This is a genomic window from Clostridiaceae bacterium, from assembly GCA_012840395.1.
Classification (GTDB): Bacteria; Bacillota; Clostridia; order Acetivibrionales; family DULL01; genus DULL01.
Map to the genome: position 1 here is coordinate 1 of DULL01000118.1, position 19961 is coordinate 19961.

General features: G+C 39.9%; 6 protein-coding genes. All 6 read left to right on the forward strand.

The genetic code is table 11. The annotated features are described in order from the left end of the window. Positions 1-795 (forward strand): S-layer homology domain-containing protein (locus GXX20_12690; protein HHW32505.1); only part of this gene is annotated, 795 nt, incomplete at its 5' end. A 175-nt stretch (positions 796-970) separates the two neighbouring features. Then, positions 971-1282: a hypothetical protein gene (locus tag GXX20_12695; GenBank protein ID HHW32506.1), complete on the forward strand. Its 312-nt coding sequence runs from the start codon at positions 971-973 to the stop codon at positions 1280-1282. Next, positions 1242-4481, forward strand: a complete 3240-nt coding sequence (locus tag GXX20_12700) for a hypothetical protein (GenBank protein ID HHW32507.1) — start codon at positions 1242-1244, stop codon at positions 4479-4481. The genes GXX20_12695 and GXX20_12700 overlap by 41 nt, the downstream gene beginning before the upstream one ends. Before the next feature lie 257 nt (positions 4482-4738). After that, positions 4739-9073 (forward strand): hypothetical protein, encoded by a 4335-nt coding sequence (locus GXX20_12705; GenBank protein HHW32508.1) that lies wholly within the window; start codon positions 4739-4741, stop codon positions 9071-9073. 348 nt (positions 9074-9421) lie between these two features. After that, the gene (locus tag GXX20_12710) at positions 9422-19378 is read left to right on the forward strand and encodes a hypothetical protein (GenBank protein HHW32509.1); all 9957 of its coding nucleotides are present in this window, start codon (positions 9422-9424) and stop codon (positions 19376-19378) included. A 47-nt stretch (positions 19379-19425) separates the two neighbouring features. Further along, the coding region (locus GXX20_12715; GenBank protein ID HHW32510.1) for a hypothetical protein at positions 19426-19961 on the forward strand (536 nt) is incomplete at its 3' end.

Below are 19961 nucleotides of genomic sequence, written 5' to 3' on the forward strand. Positions count from 1 at the left end.
GATTTCACAATTACTTCAGGAGATAAAGTAATATCCGATTTAGGCGGAGGAACCGCGACAATAAGCATTCCATATACTCCTAAGGCGGGAGAGGACCTGAATGCAATTGTAATATACCATATAACCGATGAAGGCGAGCTGGTATTAATAACTGACTGTGTATATGACGCAGAGACAGGCACATTGACCTTTAAGCTAAGGCATTTCTCCAAATATGCGGTAGGGTATAACAAGGTAGAGTTCACAGACACAGAAGGAAGCTGGGCAAAGGATTATATAACCTACCTGTCAGCAAGGAATATAATAAGCGGAGATGGTACAGGAAGGTACCTGCCGGGCAACAACATAACCAGGGCGGAATTCACCAAGATACTGGCAGGAATAGCAGGAATAGACACTGCCCAGTATAAGGGTTCAGCCTTCCAGGATGTGGATGAGAATTCCTGGTATGCGCCATATGTAGCCTGGGCAGCGGAGAATGGCATAGTAAAGGGATATGGCAACGGATTGTTTGGACCTGAAGACTATATAACAAGAGAGCAGATAGCATTAATGATAACCAGGTTTGCGGCAGTTCAAAACTATACACTGCCTGTGGCAGCAGAGGCAATTGAATTTGGGGACAGTGACAAGATAAGCTCCTATGCAAGGGAAGCAGTGGAGAAGGTACAGAGGGCAGGCATAATAAACGGCAGGCCGTCAGGAGACCAGATAGTATTTGCACCATTGGACAATGCAGACCGCGCCGAAGCTGCAAAGATGGTGGCAATTCTCATGCAGAACATGATTAAGTAAGCTGGAAGCACGGGGACGGTTCTCCTGCTTCCCTTTCCTGCTACTGGGAAGCATGGGGGCTGTCCTCCTGCTTCAGTTCTTCTGCTTTCACAGAGAATAATAATTTATCTTTCAGTTCAGGAGATTACCAAGAAAATACCAGGATAAATTTAGAAAATACAAAAGGAGGAGAAAAATGAGACTTAGAAAAGTAATGCTTAAAAAGATGACTACTAAGATTACATCGATTGTTTTAGTAATCTTATTTTTACTTAGCGTAAGTCCTGTTGTAAGTTATGCAGGTCTGGATAATCCAACAGAACCGGATGTTATAATTGCAAAGGCAGAAGGCTCCTATAAACTTCATTTTCCAGATATTGTTAATGTACCTGCCGAAGTTTATAATGGTGCTCATCCAAATGGAAAGCTGCTGGTAGCTTACTATAAGAATACTGTTCACGCCCCTGGTGATGCATCACAGCCATTCGGGGGAAATATACATTGTTGAGAGCACAGATAATGGCCAGACCTGGAGTGAAGAGAGACTGGTAATGTCTTCGGAAATATTAATAGAAAAAGGAATTTGTACTCCGGAATTACCGGTTGAAGCCAGGGATCCAAACTTTGCACTTCTAAACGACGGAACAGTAATTTTAACATTCTTCACAAGAAGATATACAACCGACAGTTTTATTAAAGTATATATGATGGAAAGCAAGGACGGAGGAGAAACCTGGGGCGACCCTATTCTAATACCTTGCCAGACATTAAATAACTGGTGCGCAAAACGTGGAAATATTGCTGTTTTTAATGATGATGAAATACTGGTGCCTGTATATGGAGGAGGAGAAAACTATCCTCAGGAAACAGCAGTAAACATTTTGGGAAAACGCAATGAAAACGGTGAATGGGAATGGATCAGGGAATCTGTTCTTGCTACAACTCCTGAACTTGGTACCAGAATAAATGAGGTCTCACTTATAGCCACAGGTGAGGATACAGTATATGCTCTTGCCCGCCAGCCTGGATATTTATGGAAGTCTGAAGATAGAGGTATTACATGGGAAATCTGCGGCACCCAAGGAGAATTACACCAGCCTGGACTTATTAAAGTAGATGATAACCGGGTATTCTGCACCTGGTCCCGTCCTACTAGCCCTCGCCCTATATACGGAAAAATGTTTTACTTGGACCAGGGTTGGGAGGCAACCAAAGAAAGATTGATATACCGTTATCCTCATGGCAGCACAGATATGGGTGATCCATCTGCGGTTTTGACCAACGATGGTAAACTTCTGACCATATATTATGTAACAGCTTTGCAGATAATTGGAGGCACTTTTTCAAATCCTTCAGATTGGGGACCCTTTGAATTATCCGGTGGAGGAGAGAAATGGATACTATTTGAAGATAATTTTGATGACTATACAGAAGATATAGCATATCCTAATCCATATTTTACACATAAAACAGGTGAAAACAGGACAATCACTGTTAAAAAAGAAACTGAATCTGATAATAAATTCATACAGTTTTACAGCAAATATACCACAGGATATCAGAAACCGGAAATCAGATCAAAGAGCGGAATAGAAGGAAGCTACACTGCCCAATTTGATTTTCGATTTAATGAAGCAACACCTACCGAAGGTGATAAGATTCAAGAGATGTATATCTATATGCAAAATGGCGTAGGCTCTTACCCAATTCATCTAAGTCTGGAGAGGGTTATTTTAAAAAACAGCGGTACAGATGCGGCAGTAGCAAATAAAGAACTTAGTCCTGGACTATGGTATACTTTCAAAAGTGTCCGATGCAGCAATGGCATATATATAAAGGTATGGGAAAAAGGAAAGCCTGAACCAGATACCTGGGATATAGAATACCATCATTCTGGTATAGGTTCTGCAGCAGGTTTATACACCATGTCATATATAACCAGCAGTACTTCAGGTCAGACTGTAGATATTGATAATATTATTATTAGCAAACAAATAGAAATAATTCTCAGTCATACTTCATTAGAGAAATATGAGGGGTTTAATCCTGTACAGATTGAGGTATCGATTATACCAGCTCAGGCAAATGCACCTATTATATGGACTAGCAGCGATGAAGCAGTGGCAACGGTAGAGGATGGTTTTGTAAACTTTATATCACCTGGTACTGCCACAATAACTGCAAAATTGGGAAACATAGAAAAAACATGTACTGTTACTGTACTAGGATTACCTTTTGAAATCTCAAAAAATGGTGAACCATGGATATATTTGATGGAAGATTTTGAAGATGATACTGCAGATGACTCATACACCAATGAAAATGACTTTATATTATATACAAGTGAAAATTCATTACTAAATGTAAAAAGCGATAATGATAATAACTATCTACAGATATTTAGCAGATATACTAATGCATACAATTCTACTGAAATAAGAACAAGAGCTTCTACATCTGGAGAGTATACAGTCCAGTTTGATTTCCGTTTTGAAGAACCAACTCCTAAAGATGGTCTTCAGGTAGTGTATATTAGAATCCTGCATGGTTCAGGTTCACATGTAATGCATCTTACAGATACTGGATTACTAATTAAAGATAGCTCTACACTTTTTGATGAAGTAAAAAGAGATTTTACACCTGGTGAATGGTTTACATTTAAAGGAGTCAGATTAGATGGAAGAATATATGCAAAAGTATGGCCAAAAGGAACCCAGGAGCCGGAAGAATGGGATATTGAATGTATTTCTTCTGGAGTTAGTACAGATGGCAATGCAGTATTTCGTATGTACTATATTTCCAGCAGTACATCAGGCCAGGCTTTTGATGTAGATAATCTTATATTTTCAAAGAGAGTAAATATGACACTGAGTTCAACTGAAATTAACGCCAAGGTTAGTGATGATGATTATCAACTGGATGTAATTTTTGAACCTGACGTAACTTTACGTCTTCCTACACCTGTAATAACTTGGAGTTCAGATAATCCCTCTGTCGCAACAGTTAATAATGGCCTTGTATCTTTTAAAGGAGCTGGTACTGCAACCATCACTGCAACACTTGGTAATATTACGAAGAGTTGTATTGTAAATGTTGAAAGTGGGCCTGAGTTAAGTGATGAAGAAGCGGTTGCAGAGGACAAAGCATTATTAACTGAAGAACTTATCAAAGGTAACAATACTAATCTTGATAATGTAACTGAAGACCTTAACCTTGTCACCAGCATATCTGGCGGAGCAGGCTGTACCATAAGCTGGACATCCAGCAATGAAGCAGTTATTGCTACTGACGGGAAGGTTACAAGACCTGAAGAAGGAAATGTAGTTGTAACATTAACGGCAACTATTACAAAAGGTGCTGTTAGTGATACTAAAGTATTTAACGTTACAGTGAAACAGGGAAGCGGCAAGGATTATATTCTTTTCATTGGATCTGAAAGCTCCGGAGGAGCAGGATATATCCGTACAATCACTGTAAGTGGTGACAAAGCTGATGACTTAGCTGGCAAATACCTGGTTGTACAGTTTACAGAAGGAGCAGGAGTCGATGCGTTGGTATCAGTAATAATGGTATCTTCTATAAGCGAGGAAGTTACAGTGTCATACCAGACTGCAGGAACAAAGGTTGAGGTTTGGCTTACAAGCGGCATGCCGGATCTTGTAGGAGAAGACATGAGTGTTACAGTTTATGCAAATGCCAGCACATAAGAAACAGAGGCGAAGCAGAGGGACGGTTCTTTTGCTTCCAACAGCCTCTGAAGCAAGAGAACCTTCTCCATGATTCCTTTGCAAAAGTAAAAAATGACCTATCATTATAGTAAAATTTCCCCCATTAAAAATCATGCTTGTTTATCTTAATATTTGATTAGAAGCAGAGGGACGGTTCTTTTGCTTCCAACAGCCTCTGAAGCAAGAGAACCTTTCTCATACTTCCTTTGCAAAATAAATACGAGGAGATGAAGGGTATGAAAACTAAAAAAATCATATCTCTTATTCTTGCAATGGTACTTTTATTAAGCTGCATGTTTACCAGGATTGTTTTTTCAGCAGATGACAATCAATTAATATCATCAATTACAGTGAGTGCAAACAAAGTTGAGCTTCAGCCTGGCGATATTGCACAAATAAGCTACGTACTTTTAGATGGTACTGGCCAGTTATTTACAGGTACTACAAGCGCAACATATACAAGTATAAACCCTTCTGTAGCCACTGTAGATGAAAATGGTCAAATTCTGGCTGTAAGTTATGGGATTACAAAAATAATCACCACAGTTCAAGGACCGTTTAATAGTATTAGTGGTACAATAGCTATTTCAGTAGCACCACCCTCAGACCGCATTACATTTGAAGAAATGACTGTGGGACAACCGCCTACAGGAATGGTAAGCAGTAATCTGGCTTTGGTTACAGATGTTAGAGGCGCAAACAGTGGAAAGTCAGTATATCTAAATGATAATTCAAACACTCAACTTGCTTCTTTGCATTATAAACCAGAAGACGGCAAATATCAAGAATATACACTGGATTTTGATGTTTTTTCAGAAAACGGTAATGTTGCATTTAAATTCTTAAGTGGCAATCATGCTAATGCAAATACAGCCTACTGGATAAGATTTGTATCCAATGCCACCACATATTATAGTGGAAGTTCATATATAACAATTAGTAATAAAACATTAACAAGAAACGACTGGAATTCGGTACATATAGAGGTTGATAATGTAGCAGGCAAAGCAGCTATATATATAAACGGTACTTATGTTGGCGATGCTTTGAAAACTACTGGCTCATACGGATCAAACACCGGAGCAGGTATTGATGGTGTGTACTTCCTATCAAGCGGAAGTGCTGATCAAAATGACCGTTTTTACATAGATAATCTTAAGATGAAAAGTGGAATTCATCATCTTCCCGTTGAGATTCCTCAACTTTCAATAGAATTAGGAGGCTTATTTGACATTGCAAAAAATACCGAACCAATCCTGGATGAAGAAACAGGAGAACCAATTATAGAAGACTATATTTTAGAGGATTATGAAGACGGTTTTGGATTTTGTCATATTCCTTTTACCTATGCACATCCCTCATATGATAAGGTATATGTTAATTATTCACGCCACAGGGATGTAGTAATGGATTATCCCTGGGATTCGGTTAAAGTGTTTGATATGGAAGATATACTTGCCGCAGGTGATGGTGAAGATCTATCTGAAAGTTATCTATATATGAAAACACAAAAAGACTTATTTTTAATGAGCATGATACAATTACCTGATGGCAGATATTTTGCACAAAATTACATTAATTATTATATAGATAACAATACGGCACGTACCGTCAGTTGGATAATAGATGAAGAAGGTAACTGGGAGAAAGTAGAAGGAATTCTTACAATTACCGGTCAGAATATTACAGGTCCATTATCGAATAGCAATTGGTTCCCATTCCTTTTTTCCAAGGGCGTAGAAATAATAAATGAAAATGGCGTTGATACGATTATACATACAATGTATGGACAAAACAAATCTCTTCTTGTCCAAAGTACGGATTTAGGACGTACATGGACACTACGTAGTATTATTGCAGAAAATGATGGAACTCACTATAACATTGACGGAAGTCTAACCAAATATCTCGAGCCCTCATTACTGCGTGTAAAAGATGGTAGCCTTCTAAGTATTATACGTACAGATAGTAATAAGCCATTGTTGCAAACACGCTCTTATGACAATGGCCTGACCTGGACAAAGCCGATACTGTTGCCAGGGGTTAGCCCGGATGATGCACGCAGTATATATCCTCAGATGGTACTTCTTGATAATGGAGTGCTGGCTTTAACCACAGGCCGTCCCAATAATACAATGCTGTTTTCTTTAGATGGAAGTGGTTACAAATGGGGTTTTACAACAACTACCATGGCGCCGGAACAAGGAAAATCTACAAGCGGAAACACAAGTATAGCAAAAATTGCAGATAATACATTGCTTGTTGTGGGAGATCGTGGTTTTGTTGAAACAGAATTGGCAGGTATTTGGGGACGTACAGTAAAAGTAGAAAGAAATGTTACCGGGGATACATCTATTAATGAAGCGATTCTGTGGTCTGATTGCACGAAATTAAAACTTGGAGAACAAACAAATATTGAAATAATAGGTATCTTTGATAAGGACGGCAACTTGATAGAATCCGAAAGCTGTGAGATTGCATATTATTCAGAAAATCCCGAGATTGCTACAGTAGATATAGAGAGTGGGGAAGTCACTGCTATAGCAGAAGGTAGTGCAAGGTTTACAGCCGCCGTGTCATATAATGGAAAAACCATTATGACAAATTCAGTTGATATAATTGTTGCGGATGCCGACAAATTACATGATTTTAAAGTAGAAATAGATAAATGGAGTCTGGCAGTAGGCGAAAATGAACAAATTACCACAATTCCACTAAACTATTTTGATGAGCCCGTTACTGATGTTGCATGGAATTTTACAAGCAGCAATAATAATATTGCTTCAGTATCTCAAGAGGGCTTAGTTACAGCAAACAGCCCAGGGATAGCTGTAATTACTGTCACAGGAACCAAAGGCTCAGTCTCATTGACAAAAAACATTACGATTTATGTGATGAGTGGACTTTGGAGAATAGAAGATTTTGAAGATTATAATACTATTGCAGATTTACCTGCAAAAAATCCTCCTGACAATCCTACCGAAGGCTTTATAGTATCTCAAGCAGGGTGTTCTATTTCTTCTGAGAAGGCCTTTAGCGGCAGTAAATCTTTATATATTAAGGACGACATCATAGACTCTGCTATTAATGTACAGGCACTATTTCCTTCCTCCAGAGCTGCAATAATAGAATTTATGATATATCCCGAACAAGCCGACCGCTTAATAACTGTCGGTGTTGGAAAAGAAAGCACCAACGTAGCAGACGAAGGAGCTTTTATTGGATTTCCCAGGCCGTCTCCGGGAAGTAACACATCTACCCTTAACGTGCATTCCAATGGAGGATGGACTGGTATCAGAAATCTTTACACCATAACACTTGGAAGCTGGAATAAGGTACGGCTTGAAGTTAGCATTGACAGCCCGGGCAAACTCTACATTAATGATAGCTTTATTACAGATATACCTATCGCAAACAACGTAGATGTACTGAATAGAATCCGGTTTTCAACTGCAGGTACAGCTCCAATTGGTGATTATTACTATATTGACGATCTAAAGGTAATGTTGCTAGATCAAACTCATGCTTCCGATACGCAGCTTTCTGATATTAAAATTAATGGGGAAACAATAGATGGATTTAGCTCTGATACCTATTTTTATAATTTAACTTTTGATGAAATTATAGAATTATCCGATATTGAAGCTACAGCAGCAGTACCGGAAGCTGAGGTTAACGTTGAATTTATTAATCCTGAGCTTATACTTATTAAGGTAACAAAGGATGGTTATGTCTCACAATATGAACTTTCTATTTCATATAACAAGTATACAATAACTGTAAACTCTGGTACATCAGATAAAGAAACAGCTATAAAAGGAGAGATAGTAAGTATAACTGCAGATGAAGCACCGGAAGGTATGATATTTGATAAATGGGTTACATTTAATGATGTGGAATTTGATGATATAAATAGTCCTAATACAACTTTCGTTATGCCTGGAGAAGATGTTACTGTTACAGCAACATATAAAGCATCTGATGAGGAAGCAGTCGCAGAAGACAAAGCAGCATTGACGGAAGAGCTCATTAAAGGAAATAATTCAGATCTTAACAATGTAACTGGTGACCTTAACCTTGTTACCAGCATACCTGGCGGAGCAGGCTGTACTATAAGCTGGACTTCCAGCAATGAAGCAGTTATTGCTCCTGACGGGAAGGTTACAAGACCTGAAGAAGGAAACGCAGTTGTAACATTAACAGCAACCATAACCAAAGGATCTGTAAGTGATACTAAAGAATTTAATATAACTGTAAAACATATAGAAAAAGATTACATCCTGCATATAGGTCCAGAAAGCACAGGCGGTGCAGGATATACACGTATAATAAACATAAGTGGAACCAAAGCCGATGACCTGACCGGAAAATACCTGGTTGTACAATTTACGGAAGGAACAGGCGTAAATGCAAATGTAACAGTAATAATGATGTCTGTTTTGAGCGAGGAAGCTACAGTTTCGTACCAGGCTGCGGGAACAAAGGTTGAGGCTTGGCTTGCAAGCGGTATGCCGGACCTTGTAGGAGAAAACATGGGTGTTACAGTTTATGCTTACGTCAGCACAAACTGATGGAAGCAGAGGGACGGTTCTCCCAAAGGGAAGCATGGGGACGGTTCTTTTGCTTCCCTTTGGAAAAGTAAAAAATGACCTATGATAATAGTAAAATTTGCCCCATTTAAAATCATGCTTATTTATCTTAATATTTGATTGTAAAGTTCTATTGTACAAAATATCACATTTTTAATAAGGATTTGAATTAATGATTCATTACACACTTCAGATTTATAATACCGGCTATGTTATGAAGAGTATTGAAAGATATCTACTTTTTCCTTGAGTGCAAAGAATTTGCTTCAGATTCGGCGCTTAGCTGGTATATGCATAACTATCAATAAATTTATGGTTAGGGGGAGTCGAATGCAAAGTACAATTATGAAAAGAACAGCAAGGAAATGGGTATCTATAATCATTGTACTGGCAATGATTATAGGATACATACAGTTTCCGGAAACTGCATATGCAGAGTATGTTCCACTTCCAGTAGTAAATCCGGGATTTGAATCATTGAAAGATGGTACTCAAAACTCTCCGGCAAATTGGACGTTTATAGGGACTGCATCAGCAGGTACTGCTACGGCTGTTACAACAGAGGATGGAGGGAAAGTTTATGCCGGTGAAAGAAGTCTTAAAATAGTTGACAATGCTACGAACGGTGCAGTAGGTGTCAGATCAGATTATGTTACAGACGTCACAGTGGGTACTGAATACATAACTTCTCTGTATTATTATGCTGAGAGCGGTGTTTATGATTTAATGCTGGATTTCTGTAATGAAGCACCTGCAAGAATTAAAGACTTTACAACCAAAACAGTTGGAACAGGAGAATGGAGAAAACTAACGTCAATTGGAAAAGCTCCTGCAAACACAGCACAGATAAGACTTATTTTAAATAGTACTTCAGCAAATACAGGAACAGCATATTTCGATGAAGTAACACTTGGAGTACTTACAGAAGAATTAGTGTATGAATATATTGATGAAAAGATTCTGTACAAGCAGATGGATAACACACAATCTACAAACTATCTCATGGAAGGTTTAAAATCTGACGCGGCAGGATTGACAGGTGTAGTTGACAGTAACAAAGAATTTTATTTTACAGCACTATCTAATGCCAGAACCCAGAAAGGTTCAGCCCTTACAAAAGTTGAGATTCAGACAATTATAAATCAGATTAACCAGGAGGTTGCTGATGCTCAAAGTGTAAATAATGTGAAAGCAGCACTTACAGCAGTTGGACTTACCATGACACTTTCCGATATCGGTGAAATACCTGTACCGGAAGGAGCAACTGAAGATGGAGTTACAGCAAGCTGGACTTCCGTATCCGGGGATACAAACGGAAGAATTACTATCAGCGGAGGTACTGCAACTCTTAATTCAAGACCAGGGCCTTCAGAAAATGATGAAGTAGTAATGCTTACACTTACATTAAGTAAAGGAACAGCCAGCAGTACACTGGATTATACAGTTACTATATCAAAAGAAGCCAGTGCAGATGATATTACGGATTTGGACCTGGCTATACAGGGAGGTAACGTTGCTCAAATTTATGAAGTATTAATAAGAGAAACATTAGGTTTGACAGGTGTTATTGAACAGAATGCCACCCTATACAGGGATGCACTTGTTGAAGCAAGAAATGCCAATCAGGGTCCTTTGACTAAGGATCAGGTTCAGACAATAATTGATGATGTTAACATAAAAATGCAAAATGAAGCAGACGTAGCTTCTGTAGAAGCTACATTGCTTGCATCTTCCAGAGAGATCGTAGTTTACCTGCCAGGAATCATATCTATTCCTCAGGGAGCAACTGCAAATGGTGTCAGCGCATCCTGGACAGCAGTATCCGGAGAAGGAGCAGGAAGAATAACTCTGTCAAACGGTACAGCAACAGTAATGTCCGTACCTTCCGACATTGATGAAACTGCTAATTTGACACTGCGTATAAGTAAGGGAGAAGCCAGCGCAACCATTGATTATACCTTAATAATAAAGAAGCAGTTGTTAAAATCAATACCCGTACCAAATCACAGCTTTGAAGAAGATGATGGTACTTCAGTTCCTGCAGTAAATTGGACAGTATCGCAACAAATAGAGGTTTATCCTGATACAGGAGTAGTTGTTACGAATGTAAGTGTTTCAGATGAGAAAGCCTATACAGGCAGCAAGTCGTTGAAACTGGAAGATAATACAAATGGCAAAGCCATAGGCGGAAGAACTGTAGGAATACCGATAAAAGCCGGATATGATTACATTGCTGAGGCGAAGTTCTTTGGGACTACCGGAAAAGCAGACATATATATTGAATTTATGAATGATAAAGATGTAAGAATAGATTATAAAATTACTTCATTGCCGGCTACCAGTCAGTGGGCCACAATAAGTGTGCGTGGTACGGCACCTGGCGATGCTGTTGCCGCAAAGATACTTCTTTATAGTAATCAGAGTAATGTAGGTACCTTATATTTTGATGATGTATGTCTTTATGAAGTAACTCAGGAATATGTGGTTAAAGAAATAAATGATGCTATAGACGCTGATGACAGTACTGCACTGCTAACAGCACTTAAAAACAAAGCTGTGGCGCCAATGGACGTAAATGATTCCAAAAAAGATGATTATCTCGCTGCTTTAAAAAATAGAAAGGCTGAAATTGGTGCTAATTTAAGTATTGAAGAAATAAGAAATGTAATTAATGCGGTTAATGAACTGGAAGATGCCCAGGACAGGGCTGATGTTGAGACTGTCAAGCAAGCACTCATTCAGGCCGGGCTGACACTGACACTGGACACAGTGGGACAGATAAACCTGCCTGAAGGTTCAACAGCAAATGGAGTTTCTGCATCATGGACCGGAGTTTCAGGTCCGGACGCAACGAGGATACTTGTTCTTAACGGTACAGCTACATTAATATCCAGACCTCTTGAATCAGAAGGAGAGGGAACTGCAACCCTTACACTGACTCTGTCAAAAGGCCGAATAATTGAAACCGTTGAATACAATGTAGTAATACAAAATTACAGTTCGGAAATGTCTGAACTTGCAAGTGTTGCCATGGCATTAACTGAAGATTATATTGCAGGAGAAAATACCGGACTTGATAATGTTACCAAAGCACTCAATCTCCCTGCTAATGATGCAGAACTTGGTAATAATGGCATAAGTATTTACTGGAGTTCAACACCTTCAATAGTCAGCTCCAGCGGTACAATTTCAAGACCTGCCTTCGGCCAGGCGGATGCCGTGGTTCAGCTTACAGCAACTATAACAAAAGGTGAACTGTCATACGAGAAAAAATATAACCTGATAGTACGCAGCCTGGATTATGATGAAGCCAGACCACTTCCGGTATTAAACCACAGTTTTGAGGATGGTACATCAGAGGACATTGATTCCTGGCTGGTTGTATCCCCGGATGGAACTTTTGAAAAAACTTCAGACAAGTCATTTACCGGAGAATACAGTTTAAGAATAAATGATATAGGCACAAGTACAGTAGCTTCTTTAAGGACTGATAAAATATTTACAGCCTATGAAGGAAGACCTTACAGGGTAAGTGCAATGTGCTATGCCGAAGGAACTCAGAACAGGCCATATGTATATGTAGAATTCTGGAATAATGACGGCTTGTCTATTTTAAATAAATATGCAGCCTATGATACTACAAAATCCGGGCAGTGGCAGAATCTTACCGTAACAGAATATGCACCTGTAGGCACCACATTCGTAACAGTAATGGTATATGGAGGAGCAGCCTCTTCAGGAGTATGCTATTTTGACAATATAAGGGTAGAAGAACTTCCTCTACTAAAGAACGCAGGATTTGAATTTGATACATCATCCTGGTCTGCAATTTCAGGAGGCGGCTCAGGAACAATTGTTACAGATAAAAAAACAGAAGGCTCAAAAGCTATTATGCTAAATGATACAAGCGATAGCCAGGCATTCGGAGTACGGTCTGCAAAACCTGCAGTACGTCCCGGAAAAGATTTTGCAATTGCTGTTGATTATCTGGTTGAAAGCGGAAGCGCGAACATAGCTTTAGAGTTCTATAACAGTGCAGGTGCCAAGCTTGATGAAAAGGTAATAACAGTAGCTCAAAAGACTGATTGGAATACTGCAACTATAAGGAGTATGATACCGGATAATACAACTTCATTTGCGGTATGCCTGTCAACTACTGCAGAAAATGTAGGTAAAGCTTATTTCGACAATATCAGGGTTTTTAACGTACCTTACGGATTAAGCGTAAAGGATGGCAGCTTTGAGGAAATAACGGGAGATAATACAGGCTATTGGAAACAATCAAATGCTTCTGTTCCCGCAGTTGTGGCAAATGACAAATCACACAGCGGTAATGCAAGTTTTAAAGCAGATGGAACAACATATGCCAGTGGGCTTGTTTCCAACAATATTCCTGTTGTTGAGGGTAAAGAGTATGTTGCTGTTGCACATGCTTTAATAGAATCCGGTACTGCGAAGATTACAGTTGACTTCTGGAACAGATCCGATATGATAATTCAAAGTTATTCACAGAGTGCTTCGGCTTCAGAGAATTGGAAAAGACTTGAATGTAAGGTGACAGTGCCAACCAATGCACAATATGCAACAATTAAGATTGAAGCTGAAGGCGGAGTAACATATTTTGATGATGTGGACATATACTCTATAACTACTTCAGTATCAAATGCTTCCATGGAAAATGTAAACACCTTTGGAGCAGGTACATTCCCATATAACTGGAAGCCCTATGGAGATGCTTTTGCTTACAGCGATACTCAGGAATATTATCACAATATGCTTAGTTTGGCTATTGCGGATCTGTCTGCAGCAACCGGTGGAGGAGTCCGTTCTTCACTGATTTCAGGAATAATTGAAGGTAAAGCATATACAGCGGGAATAATGGCAAAATGTGAATACGGTACCATGAACCTTATACTTGAGTTCTTGGATGAAAACTTCAATATAATTGACAGCAAGCCTCAGGCAATTACAGGAAACACATGGAGACAGTATGAAGTTACTCATATTGCTCCTACAGGCACAAAATACGCTGTAATCGCTCTTGACAGTTCAGATGAAAATATGGGAATAGCATACTTTGATAAAGCGGAATTTGCTCCAAAAGTCAGAGAAATAGGTTCACGCACTCAGTTATTTATAGATGATTACATGATCGAAAGCATGACAGGAATAACCAGAACGTTCCATCAGGCGCAAAAAGTAGGACCAATAATAGAAGCAGATAAGCCTTGGGAAGGTGGATTTGCATATATTTACGGAACGGTACTTTATGATGAGCAGGAAGAGATATATAAGATGTGGTACCAGACTGCAAATAGTTTTGTCTGCTATGCTACATCCACAGACGGTATAAACTGGGATAAACCTGATCTTGGCATATATGAGTATGACGGAAATAAAAACAATAACATACTTGGTATATGGCATATTGCTAACGTGTTCAAAGACATGAAGGAAACTGACCCACAGAAACGTTATAAAATGTTTACATTTAATTTTGACTACAATGACAGCTATTACTGTGTACACTATTCTACAGACGGGCTCAGGTGGTCTGAAGGCACAGAAGTTATATATGGAGCAGATGTAACTACTGTAGCCTATGACAGTTATTATGACAGGTATGTGGGACTTGTAAAAATCAATATACCATCAAAACGCATGCACAGAAATGTGATAAGCGATGATTTGATTAACTGGTCTGTACCAATAAGAATGAACTCTCTGAGCGATCCAATAGACTCAATTGGATACTTAAGGGCAGATGGCTATGGCGGAGGACTGTATCCTTACGAAGGAGTATATGTAGGCTTTGGCTGGCTGTTCCAGATTACTGGTAACGATTTGATGGATGGTCCGGTAGATGTTCACCTTATATTCTCAAGAGACCTTTCAGAAGATTGGCAAAGACCGACCAGAGTACCAATAATTCCAAGAGGTGAAGAGGGAACCTGGGATGATGGATGTATTTATACAGCTAATACTCCTATCCGCATGGGAGATGAAATCTGGTTGTATTATGGTGGATTTGACGGGACCCATGCACCAGACTATGAATACCATGCCGGTATAGGAATTGCCAAGTGGAGATTAGATGGATTTGCATCCCTGGACAGTACTGAATATGGAATACTGGAAACTGAACAATTTGTATTCGAGGGAGATCACCTGTTTGTTAATGCCAATGCATCCAACGGATCACTGTTGGTTGAGCTACTTAATGAAGATGGCAATGTAATTCCAGGTTTTAGCAAAGATGACTGTGATGTAATTACAACAGACAGCGTAAAAACATTAGTTAGCTGGAGAGGAAATTCAAGTGTTAAATCACTGGAAGGTAGGGTAATAAGCATCAGATTCCACAGTGAAAATACTGAACTGTATTCCTTCGGCTTTAAACCCTCAGAGGATGAGGATACAGGATATAACATTGAAATTGGTCCTGAAAGCAGAGGAGGAGCGGGATATACCCGTACCATATCCATAAGCGGCGAAAAATCCGATGAACTTGAAGGAAAGTACCTGGTAGTACAGTTCACAGAAGGAACAGGAGTCAATGCCAATGTAACTGTTATAATGATGTCTGTTTCAGACAAGGAGGCTGCAGTATCCTATCAAACCGAAGGAACAAAGGTTGAGGCATGGCTTGCAAGCGGTATGCCGGACCTTGTAGGAGAAAACATGGGTGTTGAAATATATGCCTATGCCTCTTCTGTAAGGCAGCCATCAGTTTTAAGCCAGATAAGCATTACAGGAAAAGAAACGGTCCTTATGGGCTATTCCACGACCCTGGAAATATCAGCCCTTGATCAGTATGGGGATCCTATGGAAGCAGAAATAAGCTATAATTCTCTCAATCCTTCCATTGCTACAGTGGATGAGAATGGATTTGTAACAGGTGTAGATGCAGGAGCAGTTACCATTCGGGTAACTGCCTCCGCAAATGGAATTAACCTGACTGAAGATTATACTGTAAGGGTTTTAGAGAAACCTGTTGTTGTTGAACAGGAGGAATTGTTTACCATTCAGCCTGATGACGGTGGTATAAATCAATTCCCTGATATGTTCAAGTTTGGGGATACAATAATTGTTACATTCTCCAAACACATGGATGCAGCTGTACCTGGCGGACTGAACGGAATGAGGATTTCCCGTGATAATGGACTTACCTTTGACGAATACTATGAATCGTCCCATGATTTTATACCGGGCAATATGGCCCAATTGAAGAACGGTGATCTGTATTTTGTGGGATTAGGTGGTATGTTGTCAGAAGATACGGTGCGCTGCTGGTCTTATGTTTCCAGTGATATGGGCAAGACATGGACACGGCGTGAAGGAGTGCTGCGCACTACAGGTGAAACCTTCCCCAGGGGAGGGGCAGGCCTATCTTCAATTGTCATGTCCGGAACTCCTATGGTGGAAGAAGACGGAACATTGTACAACTCTCTCTACGGATGGTATCTGCAAGATAATAAAATGCGCTGCCTCTGGGCAAAATCAACTGATAACGGACTTAATTGGGAAATTGTATCTACCATTGCTTCCGGTTTGCCATCCATACAGTTGGCAAGAGAAGCTGATGGTTTTGCAGAGCCTTGTGTTATAAGATGTGCTGACGGCTCGTTACTTGCTGTTATGAGGACAAGAACAGGCTTACCGTTAGTCCAGTGCCGTTCTTACGATAACGGACTCACCTGGACCGAACCCACAAGGCTTCCAGGTGTTGACGGGACAGAACTTGCGGATTCAATAACAGGGTCAGTATATCCAAAGCTATTGATGATGTCAAATGGAATATTAGTTTTAAGCTATGGAAGGCCGGACGCCAAGCTTTTGGTTTCTGTAGACGGATGCGGTTATCAGTGGGATTATTTTACCGTAGTTTACGATGACCCAACTGATGGAAGCCAGTGCAGTGGTATGACAGGCATTGTGGAAACGGAGCCGGGACGCCTGCTCATCTGTTCAGATACCGGAGCGGTTGCCTATAATCCGCCGGTAAAATCTATCTGGGGTAAGTTTGTCAATGTTTATACTGCTTTCCCGGATGAATATAACTACCATCGTGCGACAATAGCTACAAATGTTTCAAAGGTAGCCCTTCAGGATACAGATGAACGTGTGCATGTTCAGGTTTTTGACTCTTTTGGCAGGCTGGTTCCAGAAAGTGAATATACTATAGTTTATACTTCTGATAATCCAGAAATTGTATTAGTGGACGGAGAAGGAAAACTTACACCGGTTAGTGCAGGTTCAACCACATTAAGAGCAATAGTGACCATGGATGGGGTAACACATGAAGAGATAACTGCTTCTATAGAGATAATAGACGCGGATATCATTACATCTTTAAAGTATAAAGTTGTTGATCCGTTTATCGAACCAAATGAGGAAACACGGATACTTGCATGGGTTGAAAACGGGCTTGGACAAGAAGTAAAAGAAGGGGTAACAATTACTTTTGATGCTGATTCCAGCAATATAGTAACTGTTGACGGTTCAGGAAAAGTTAGCGCAGGTTCAGAACCAGGGAAGGCTATAATAACAATTACAGCCTCCAGGAATGGTATTGTATTTACGGAAGAAGTGGCTATAACAGTTGTGCGGGATATTGAAGTTCCTATGACCTTTGAAGGAGAGACAGAAATACCTGCTGGATTTGAAGCGGTATTTAATACCCCGACAATTTATGACTTTAACGGAAATACAGTTTTAAAAATACATGATTCACAAAACAACAATGCAGCTACAGTGGAATATATAGGCAGAGATACTCAGAAGAAGATATTTGAAGTTAAAGTTTATCCGGAAGTGCTTGATAAAGGCTTTGTTCTGCTACTTATGGATTTTAACGGCATCAAGGAGGTAGCCTACCAGCTTAATATTGGTGGCGACGGATCAATCAAATATTTCACCGACTCTGCTTATTCTTTCTGCCCGGCAGGAACCATTACACAGGGCAAATGGTATAAATTCCGCATAGAGGCAGATTGCCTTGGTGAAACCAAAGTATATATTGATGATGTTTTCGCAGGAGTCATTCCCAAGAGAACGGAAACTCTTGAATCAGTGGATCGTGCCCAGTTTATTGCAGGTTCTACAGCAGGTGTCAGGGACATAATTTATATTGATGATTTTGTTTTCTTCGAACCCACAGAAAGCAATATGCAGCTTGCTACCTTTGAAGCTACCATACCCTCCGGGACACTGGCAAAAGATTCATCGATGCAAATAGAAACTATTGCAAGGAATATACACCAGATTACATTGTTTGATGTTTCATATACTTATGAATCTTTAACTCCTGAAACTGCATCAGTCTCAGACACAGGAGTTATTACCGGCCTTGCAGGCGGTTCTGCTCAAATTAAGGTTACAGCTTCAAAAGGGGACGTTACACTTGAAAAAGTAATAACACTGACGGTTGTGTCAGACGATATTGACAGTGTTACAGCCACAGTAGCAAAAAGCAAGATTTTGCAGGGTGGTACAACCACCATTACAGCAGTTGCAAAGACAGAAGCAGGAGAACCAATAGATGCTGCAGTTTTAAGTTACGCAAGTGTGAATCCACAGATCGCAGAGGTGAATGATGCAGGTGTAATCACTGGTGTGGCAGCAGGTACAACAAATATTATTGTAACGGCAAGCCATAAAGGCGTTGAAAAATCCGCTATAGTATCAATAACGGTAGTCCCGTTCCCAGACGATTTTGAATCCTATAATGTAGATGATGTAAATGATATACCTGTAGACTTTACCGAAATCAATCTGTGGGGAAGGATTACTGAAGGAAGCGGATACAATGGCACCAAAGGCTTCGAAATATGGGACAATGCTACCGGAGCTACTGCTATGGTTACCATATCGAAAAATCCTTCCGCGGCTAAATTGCTGAAATTTAAGCTAAAACAGAATTTGGCGACCACCGGCACAGCTGGTACGATTACTCTGCAGTTGAGGTCATCTTCAGGAACAATAGTATATTATATTGGAATTAATCCTGCAGGTGAAGTATCTAATCCTTCGGGAACAGTACTTGAAGGAGCAAAAATAGAGAATAACAAGTGGTATGAGGTAGAAATGGTTCTGATTCCGGGAGAAACATCTTATATGAAACTTAAAGATCTTGATGCAGGAACAGAGCCCCAAACCTATACGCTAACTATGACTACTCCTACTGCAACAAATATTGCTTCATTGGTAATTACTTGCGGAAGAGGTGGCGGAGTAGTAGATAAGATGTATTTAGATGACTTCATGTTCGTGGACTATCAAGAATGATAGGCTATGAAAAAAATGTAAACAAGACCACGAATAGGAGGAAAGTTATGTACAAGAGAATTTTATCAATGATATTTCTAATTATCATGTGTCTAACGCTGCTTCCCCTTCGGGCGGTAGCGTCTGCAAATATTGAAGCAACCTATTCTGACGGAGTGGTGGAAGTAGTTGGGTCAGGCTTTACAAGCGGCACCAGCTACACAGTGAGGATAGTGGACACAGTAAATTCACAATTAAAGGCCATGGGCCAGGTAAAAGCAGATGGAAATGGTAACATATCTGTTTCCATAACAACGGGAGTATTGGAAGAGCTGGAAAACTATGTGGCATATGTAAATAACCCGGACGGCACACTTGCCGCATCAGACAATTCCATAGAAGGAAGCTCTATACTTTATACAGCGACTATTCAGGCAGGAACCGGAGGAAGAATAATCACCGGTACAAGCGGACGGTATCCTTCCGGAACCATAATCACTCTTGAAGCCGCTGCAGACAGCGGATATGTATTTAGCAGATGGACTTCAACCAGCGGCCAGTTTGCAAATGCAAACAGTGCATCAACAACCTTTACAATGCCGGC

Bases quoted from the DNA above. Each gene is read 5' to 3' on its own strand.
- GXX20_12695 (HHW32506.1), top strand. From the start codon at position 971: ATGAGACTTAGAAAAGTAATGCTTAAAAAGATGACTACTAAGATTACA.
- GXX20_12705 (HHW32508.1), top strand. From the start codon at position 4,739: ATGAAAACTAAAAAAATCATATCTCTTATTCTTGCAATGGTACTTTTA.
- GXX20_12710 (HHW32509.1), top strand. From the start codon at position 9,422: ATGCAAAGTACAATTATGAAAAGAACAGCAAGGAAATGGGTATCTATA.